The sequence below is a fragment of the Parafrankia colletiae genome (assembly GCF_001854655.1).
GTDB lineage: Bacteria > Actinomycetota > Actinomycetes > Frankiales > Frankiaceae > Parafrankia > Parafrankia colletiae.
In genome coordinates this window covers 1-6,812 of the sequence record NZ_MBLM01000031.1, presented here as the reverse complement: position 1 = coordinate 6,812, position 6,812 = coordinate 1, and the positions used below count along the sequence as shown (strand labels likewise).

The following is a 6,812-nucleotide window of genomic DNA, read 5'->3' as shown; positions in this document are numbered from 1 at the left end:
GGGATACTGGCCACCAGTGGGACGAAGGCCCCGCTGTCGTGCAGGTTCGCCGTGGAGACCGCCACGACCAGCGGCAGCCCGTCCGCGTCGGTCAGGATATGGATTTTCGAGCCCGGTTTGCCGCGATCGACCGGGTTCGACCCGGTCAGGCTTCCCCTTTTTTCGCGCGGAGGCTGGCCGCGTCCACGATCACCGATGACCAGTCGACCTGCCCGGCCGCACCGTGCAGATCAAGGATCTTCCGATGCAGCCGGGGCCAGACCCCCGCCCGGGTCCAGGCCTGGAACCGACGGTGCGCCGTGGGCACCGATACCCCGAACTCGGCCGGCAGATGCCGCCAGGCACACCCCGAGGTCAGCACGTAGACCACCGCGGTGAACACCGCCCGATCCTCGATCGGGGCAGTCCCACCGCCCTGCCAGCGATTTTCGAACCGGGGTAGCAGCGGTTCCACCAGCTCCCACAACTCGTCCGGGACCAGCCGCCCGGCGAGGCTGCTCTCCAACACATCCATGATCAGATATGTACCCGGAGCGGCCACGCAAGACACGCTCTAAGTCAGAATCCACGAATCCTCCTCATTCCGATGGTCGAGCCCTCACAGGGTGCGCCGGTTGTAGCCGTCGACACGCGCCGCCAGCTGTGCCCTGCGCTGCTCGGGTGTGACACGGGGAAGTTCACGCAGTGCATCCACTTCGGAGAGCGTGACGACCCGGAAAGTGCGCACGAGAGTGGCCGGATCGACCGTTGCCCCGGACGGCACCGCCTGCCACCGGATCAGACCAAGCCCCTCATCGAGGCCTGTGGTGTCAAGCCAGTTGGCGACGCCCGGGTCTTCGCCCGACAGAACGAAGGTGAATGTTCCGTCTGGGTTCGRTACGGTCTGCGCGAGGTTCAGCGACGCCTGGAACTTCTTTCCATCCGGTGCAATCATCCAGGGATCCATCACCTGAAAACCGGTGTAGGCGGCACCGACCGGATCCGTCGTCACGACGATCGCCTGACCTGGCACGAGGTCCCAGCTGAGCGCCGCCATGAAGCCGGCCATACTCCCGCTACGGCCCTGAGCCGGCGTTATCCTGTTGCCTTTGAGACCACCGAACCAGAGATCCGGGAACTTCGCCCAGAAGCGGACGTAGGGAAGCAGGTCGCGGCAGGCCGCCCGCCCGATCTCCTCGAGGTCGAAAGATCTGGCCGGCACGTCGTCGAGCGGGCGCAGCTCCATCCAGCTCGGCCGCTGGTCCCAGTCGGAAAGCATGTCACGCGAGCCGAGTGTCAGCCTGCCAGCAGCAGACTGCAGATGCACCGGGCTCTCCGCCTTCGGGCCGACTGTAATGCGGAACGAGCCGTCCGAAGCGATCTGCAGGTCTCGATCGGTAATGCTGGCGAGCGGCGTCAGGTCCGACTTGTCGAGATCCATCGGCGGCGGATTGATCTTGTTCCCCCGGTGTAGCTCGATGTTGAGCTGCGCGGGCTTCCGAGCCAGGTCGAACCGACCGATCACCTCGTAGCGCCGATCTCCCTCAAGGAAGGCAGCGCGATAGATCGCGTCAGGGTTGTCGCCCGAGGTCCCGACGCCGGGGAGTACATGACCAAGCCATTCGCGTGGCGTGTCATCAGTGCCCCACACCTGCGAGGGGACCGGCAGAGAATTTCCGATCTCGGCGAGGACCAGCGAATTGGTCCACTGTGAGACCGCTTCGCCGAGGGTAGCCGCACCCGACCTGGTTTGCCCTCTGACGGTCGCCGCCAGTTCGGCGCGCACTTCTACCTGGACTCGCTTCAGCCCAGGATCGTCGAGCAGCTTGAGCAGACTCTCCTCGGCGAGGATCTGCGAGGACGTCGCCAGCACCGGCCGAATGGTCTGGGCGTTATCATCTGTCATCGCAACAGCTCCTGTACGGTGGCCTCGAAGAAAGAAGTTCGGAGGTATCCGACAGCCCGCGGTTCTCCACCAGGCCTGCCGGGGCGCCGACTGGCGGCCGCCTCGACGCAGGGCCAATACCGGACATTCAGGCTTTGAGCCAGGTAACGGACTTTGTTTCCAGGTACTGCTCGAAGCCGATCACGCCGTTCTGTCGCCCGATACCGCTGTTCTTGTATCCACCAAAGGGAAGATCCGCACCGTAAGGAATGCCACCGTTGACACCAACACTGCCAGCTCTAATGCGTCGGGCTATCGAGAAGGACCGCTCCAGAGATCCGGAGAACACCCCGCCACCGAGCCCGTACATGCTGTCGTTGGCGATGCGGACGGCGTCGTCGTCATCCTCGAACGGAATGACCGAGAGAACCGGGCCGAAAATTTCCTCACGGGCGATGGCCATGGAGTTGTCCACGTTGGTGAACAGGGTGGGCTCGACGTACCAGCCCTTCGGCAGGTGCTCAGGACGCCCGCCGCCGAGTGCAAGTGTCGCACCCTCCCGAACACCCTTCTCGATGTATCCGAGCACTCGCTCCCGCTGTTTCGCGGACACGAGCGGCCCCATGATCACGTCGGGTCGCTGCGGATCTCCGTACGGAACCCTCGACATCATCTCCCGCAGGATCGCAACACCTTCGTCGTAGTGGGAACGTGGCAGCAGCAGACGGCTCTGAATGGCACAGCCCTGGCCCGCATGGACACAGACTCCGAGACCAGCAATAAGGGCCTTCGAGAAGTCTGCGTCGTCGAGCACGATCGTCGCCGACTTGCCACCCAGCTCAAGAAAGACACGCTTTACGGTGGCCRCCCCCTTCTCCGCTATTCTTTTTCCGACTGCGGTCGACCCCGTGAATGATATGGCATCGACCAGCGGTGAAAGCGTCAGTTCCTCGCCGACCAGATGATCCGAGGACGTTACAACGTTGACCACGCCGGGTGGGAAGTCGGTGTGCTCGGCGACCAGGCGACCGATGAGCGTGGCGTTCCATGGAGTGTCCGGAGCGGGCTTGAGTACGGCGGTATTACCCGTAGCCAGGATCTGGCCCAACTTGTGGATGGCCACCTCGAAGGGAAAGTTCCAGGGCACGATGGCACCGACAACCCCGATCGGCTCCTTCCATACCTGCCGGTGGTTGACAGCACCCCTGGTGAGCGCGTCCGGAAGATCCGATTCCCAGGGGAACTCTTCCATCAGCTTCACTGGATAACGAATTGCTTCCGAGAGAGGATCGTCGAGTTGGGGGCCGCTCGTCAGCATGCGTGGACAGCCAACCTCGAGGATCAGCTGTTCACGCAGCTCCTCACGTGCGGCTTCCAGTGCCTCCTGGAGCTGTTCGAGGCAGTGCCGACGGAAAGGCCTGTTCGTCGACCAGTCTGTCTCGTCGAATGCGCGTCGGGCGGCGGAGATGGCTCGGCCCATCTCCGCGCCGGACGCATCGGCGACCTGACCAATCACTCGCTCCGTCGCCGGATTGATGTTGTCGAACGTCTTGCCGGAGTAGGCTTCGATGAGCTCGCCGTCGACGAGCATCCTGGATTCCGGCCTAACGTCAGGTTGTTCTGTCACTTGGCAGTCCTCATCGAGTGGTGGAGGTGTCGCGGTTTCCTCTCGCCGGCAATCCGCCTCGGAATGCGAGGCTGGGCGAGGTGGTCTACGAAAGAAATCTCGTCGTCAGGCGGACGCCCTGCCGGGAGGGCGAGCGATCAGGAGATGTAGGTGGAGCCGAAAGCCTCGAGGAACTCGAGCGTGGCCGTGGGTGTCGAAGAAGGGCTCGACACGACGATGGCGGTCACGCCTGCCTTCTCGATCTCGGCCAGCGCCTCACGGTGGCGGTCGGCCTCGACGGTCGGCGAGGCGAGGGAACGGTCCTTGTAGGAGTACTGCACATCGATCGTGTCCGACCGCCCGGCGGCAGCTGCCGCCTCCCGAACCTCGTTGATCATGCCGGTCAGCTCCCCGAGCGAACCGATCGCAGCCGTTCGCACCGCGGCACTGAGCTCCGGCGGGCCCACCAGCGGCATCCAGCCCTGCGCCCGCTCCGCAATGCGGCGACGGCTCAGCTTCGAGTTGCCACCGATCCAGATGGGGATGGGGATCTGCACCGGTCGGGGGCGGGCAATGACGTTGCGGGCGTCGAAGTGAAGGCCCTGGTAGCTGAAGGGCTCGCCGCTCCAGTGCAGCGGCAGCACGTCCAGGATCTCGTCGAACAGGACGTTGCGCTCAGCCATGTCCACTCCGAGCGCGAAGAACTCGGTCTTCATGTACCCGGTGCCCAGCCCAAGTACCAGTCGTCCACCGGAGAGCTTGTCGACGGTTGCCGCCGCCTTGGCAAGCAGGAACGGGTTGCGATAGGGACCGACGGTGAGGTTCGTGTGCAGCCGCAGCCGGCGGGTCGCGGCGGCCACGTAGCCGAGAGCGACGAACGGGTCGAGGCTCTGATGCCCCCCGGAGGCCAGCCATCGGGCACTCGGTGCCGGGTGCTCGCTGAGACAGAATCCGTAGAATCCCGCCCGCTCGGCTGCCGCCGCCACCTCGTGCAGCGCCCCGGCATCGAGCATGTCGCGCTCGGTCCCGTTCGTTTCGGGGTAGTGATAGATGAAACGCATTGTCACCTCGTCTGAAAATATTCTCCAGATGATGCGGGGGTCCGTCTGGCCCGATCCCGCAGGGTCGACAGCCGACGATAAACGTTCTCCGGATCACACTGGGCGGAAAGGCCGGCCTACAGGCTGAGAAGGAACCTGACGGTTGGTGTGGCGCTCGGGAAGGACTCGGTGACACCAGCGCTGAAGTAGCCGGCGTCAGTGATGAGGGTGATCCCGTTGACCGCCGCGGCTGCGTCGCTGCACAGAAAGAGCAGAGGGTAGGCCTGTTCCAGGGAAGTCGCCGCCTCGACACCGACCTCCGCCCGGTAGTCAGAGCCGAAACCGAGCCACGTCTGCTTGTTGGCCTGGGCCAGGGGGGTGTCGGTGGGACCCGGGCAGATCGCATTGATGCGGATGCCCTGCTTCAGCAGCGGCATAGCCTGCCTGGCCACGTAGGCACACACCGTCTGCTTGCTCCACAGATAGTTTGCCTTGCCGTTTTCCACCGCCCACTGTGACGCAGCGTCGAAGTCGGTGATGTCCAGGTACTCCCGAAGCGTCGGAAGGTTCTTCTCCCAGCCCAGTCCGACCGCCGAGGAGATGAAGCCGATCGCCGAGCCACGCGGCAGCGCGCCAGCGGCCAGCAGTCGGTCAAGCAGATACCGGTGACCAAGAAAGTTGATCTTCTCGATGCCCGGGGCCCCGTCAGCGACACCCGCGCAGGAGAACACCGCGTGGACCGGACCACCACACTTCTCGACAGCGACGTCGATCGAGGCGGCGTCGGCCAGATTCACATGGATGGCGGTTGCTCCGGGAAGACCGACCTCTACGTAGTCCATCACCACGACCTCGGCGCCTGCGCTCTGCGTAAGTTCGGCGACCGCTGCACCCATCCCAGTGGCGCCGCCGACAACCAGTACGCGCTTACCGCCGTACCGGAACGCGTCGAACAGTGTCATATTGTTTTCCCTGTCTGAACGAGAAATGACGACAGTAACCCTGGCATCGAGCCGGAGTTCCGCGGGGAATACCGGTTGGCTTCGACATCAACCACAGCGACGTCACCCCGCGTGCCGGGTTTTCCTCCTCACGGCCACACCTGTCACGAAGCCGAGTTTCACCGCTGCCAGCCATGTGATGGACGATGAAGCGGCGTCACTGATCCCCGTCGACAGGCTGGCCGCGGTCGTTCGGTGTTTCGGTACTTCGATGATGCGGAATCTCGAGCCCGGCAGTCACACCTCACGCAGGGCGGCGAGGACGGTATCGGTGAGCTCGGGACGGCAGATGAGCAGGTCCGGGAGGTACGGGTTGGGCTGGTTGTAGCGCAGCGGGGCACCGTCGAGCCGGGAGACGTGCAGCCCGGCGGCCGCGGCGACGGCGACGGGGGCGGCGGAGTCCCACTCGTACTGCCCGCCCGAGTGGGCGTAGACGTCGACCTGGCCGCGGACGACGGCCATGGCCTTGGCCCCAGCTGAGCCCATCGGGACCAGGGTCGCGTTCAGACGGGCGAGGAGACGGTCGACGCAGGCCGGTGGCCGGGTGCGGGAGACCGCGAGGCGAATCGGCCCGGGCGCCGGTGGCACGAGAGCGGGCGGTTGTCCGGTGTGCAGGACGAGCCCGGCGGCGGGCAGCGCGACCGCTCCGGCGGTGGGCTTCCCACCGGTGGTGAGGGCGACGTGGACGGCCCAGTCCTCCCGGGGTGGCTCGCCGTACTCGCGGGTGCCGTCCAGCGGATCGATGATCCAGACCCGCTCTCGTTCGAGGCGGATGTGGTCGTCGGCGCTCTCCTCGGAAAGCACGGCGTCGTGCGGGCGGGTCTGGGCGAGAAGGTGGAGAAGGAGTTCGTTCGACTGCCGGTCGCCTTCGGCGCCGCCCTGGTCACGGATCGCCAGGAGCAGGTCGCCGGCCTCGTGGGCGAGGGCGGCGGCGAGGGTGTGGTCGTTCATGCCGGCCGCGGGGATGGTGTGCGTGCCGGCGGGGTCGGTGCGCGCGCTGGTCATGAACCGGTCTCCGCACGGGTCTCGAGGCTGGTCCGGCTGGGGTTCACGGGGTCGCCGGTGGGGTGAGGATGCCGGTGGTGCGGAGGTGGTCGATGACCTGGTCGGCGCAGGTTTCGGGGGTGGTGGCCCCGGCGGCGTCGAGGTGGATGTCGGGGTTGGTGGGGGGTTCGTAGGGGGAGTCGATCCCGGTGAAGTTGGTGAGCTGTCCGGCGCGGGCCTTGGCGTACAACCCCTTACGGTCGCGGGTTTCGGCGACGTGTAGCGGGGTGTCGACGTGGATCTCGAGGAACTCGCCG

At 65.4% G+C, this 6,812-nt stretch carries 6 protein-coding genes and 1 pseudogene; all 7 read right to left on the bottom strand.

Annotation, left to right across the window (positions count from 1 at the left end; translation table 11 throughout):
* Positions 1–505, bottom strand: a pseudogene (locus CC117_RS05565) (IS5 family transposase); the annotation flags it as partial.
* Positions 506–598: 93 nt separating this feature from the next.
* Positions 599–1,885 carry a hypothetical protein gene (locus tag CC117_RS05560; protein WP_071082681.1) on the bottom strand — a complete coding sequence of 429 codons (1,287 nt, stop codon included), beginning with the start codon at positions 1,883–1,885 and terminating at the stop codon, positions 599–601.
* A gap of 127 nt (positions 1,886–2,012) precedes the next feature.
* Positions 2,013–3,455: an aldehyde dehydrogenase family protein gene (locus CC117_RS05555; protein WP_071082680.1), complete on the bottom strand. Its 1,443-nt coding sequence runs from the start codon at positions 3,453–3,455 to the stop codon at positions 2,013–2,015.
* Between the two features lie 173 nt (positions 3,456–3,628).
* The gene (locus CC117_RS05550) at positions 3,629–4,531 is read right to left on the bottom strand and encodes an LLM class F420-dependent oxidoreductase (protein WP_071082679.1); all 903 of its coding nucleotides are present in this window, start codon (positions 4,529–4,531) and stop codon (positions 3,629–3,631) included.
* Positions 4,532–4,647: 116 nt separating this feature from the next.
* Positions 4,648–5,472 (bottom strand): SDR family oxidoreductase, encoded by an 825-nt coding sequence (locus CC117_RS05545; RefSeq protein ID WP_071082678.1) that lies wholly within the window; start codon positions 5,470–5,472, stop codon positions 4,648–4,650.
* Positions 5,473–5,748: 276 nt separating this feature from the next.
* Positions 5,749–6,462, bottom strand: a complete 714-nt coding sequence (locus CC117_RS05540) for a 3'(2'),5'-bisphosphate nucleotidase CysQ (RefSeq protein WP_071082682.1) — start codon at positions 6,460–6,462, stop codon at positions 5,749–5,751.
* 97 nt (positions 6,463–6,559) lie between these two features.
* Positions 6,560–6,812: adenylyl-sulfate kinase (locus tag CC117_RS05535; RefSeq protein ID WP_116287707.1), on the bottom strand; the 253-nt coding region annotated here is incomplete at its 5' end.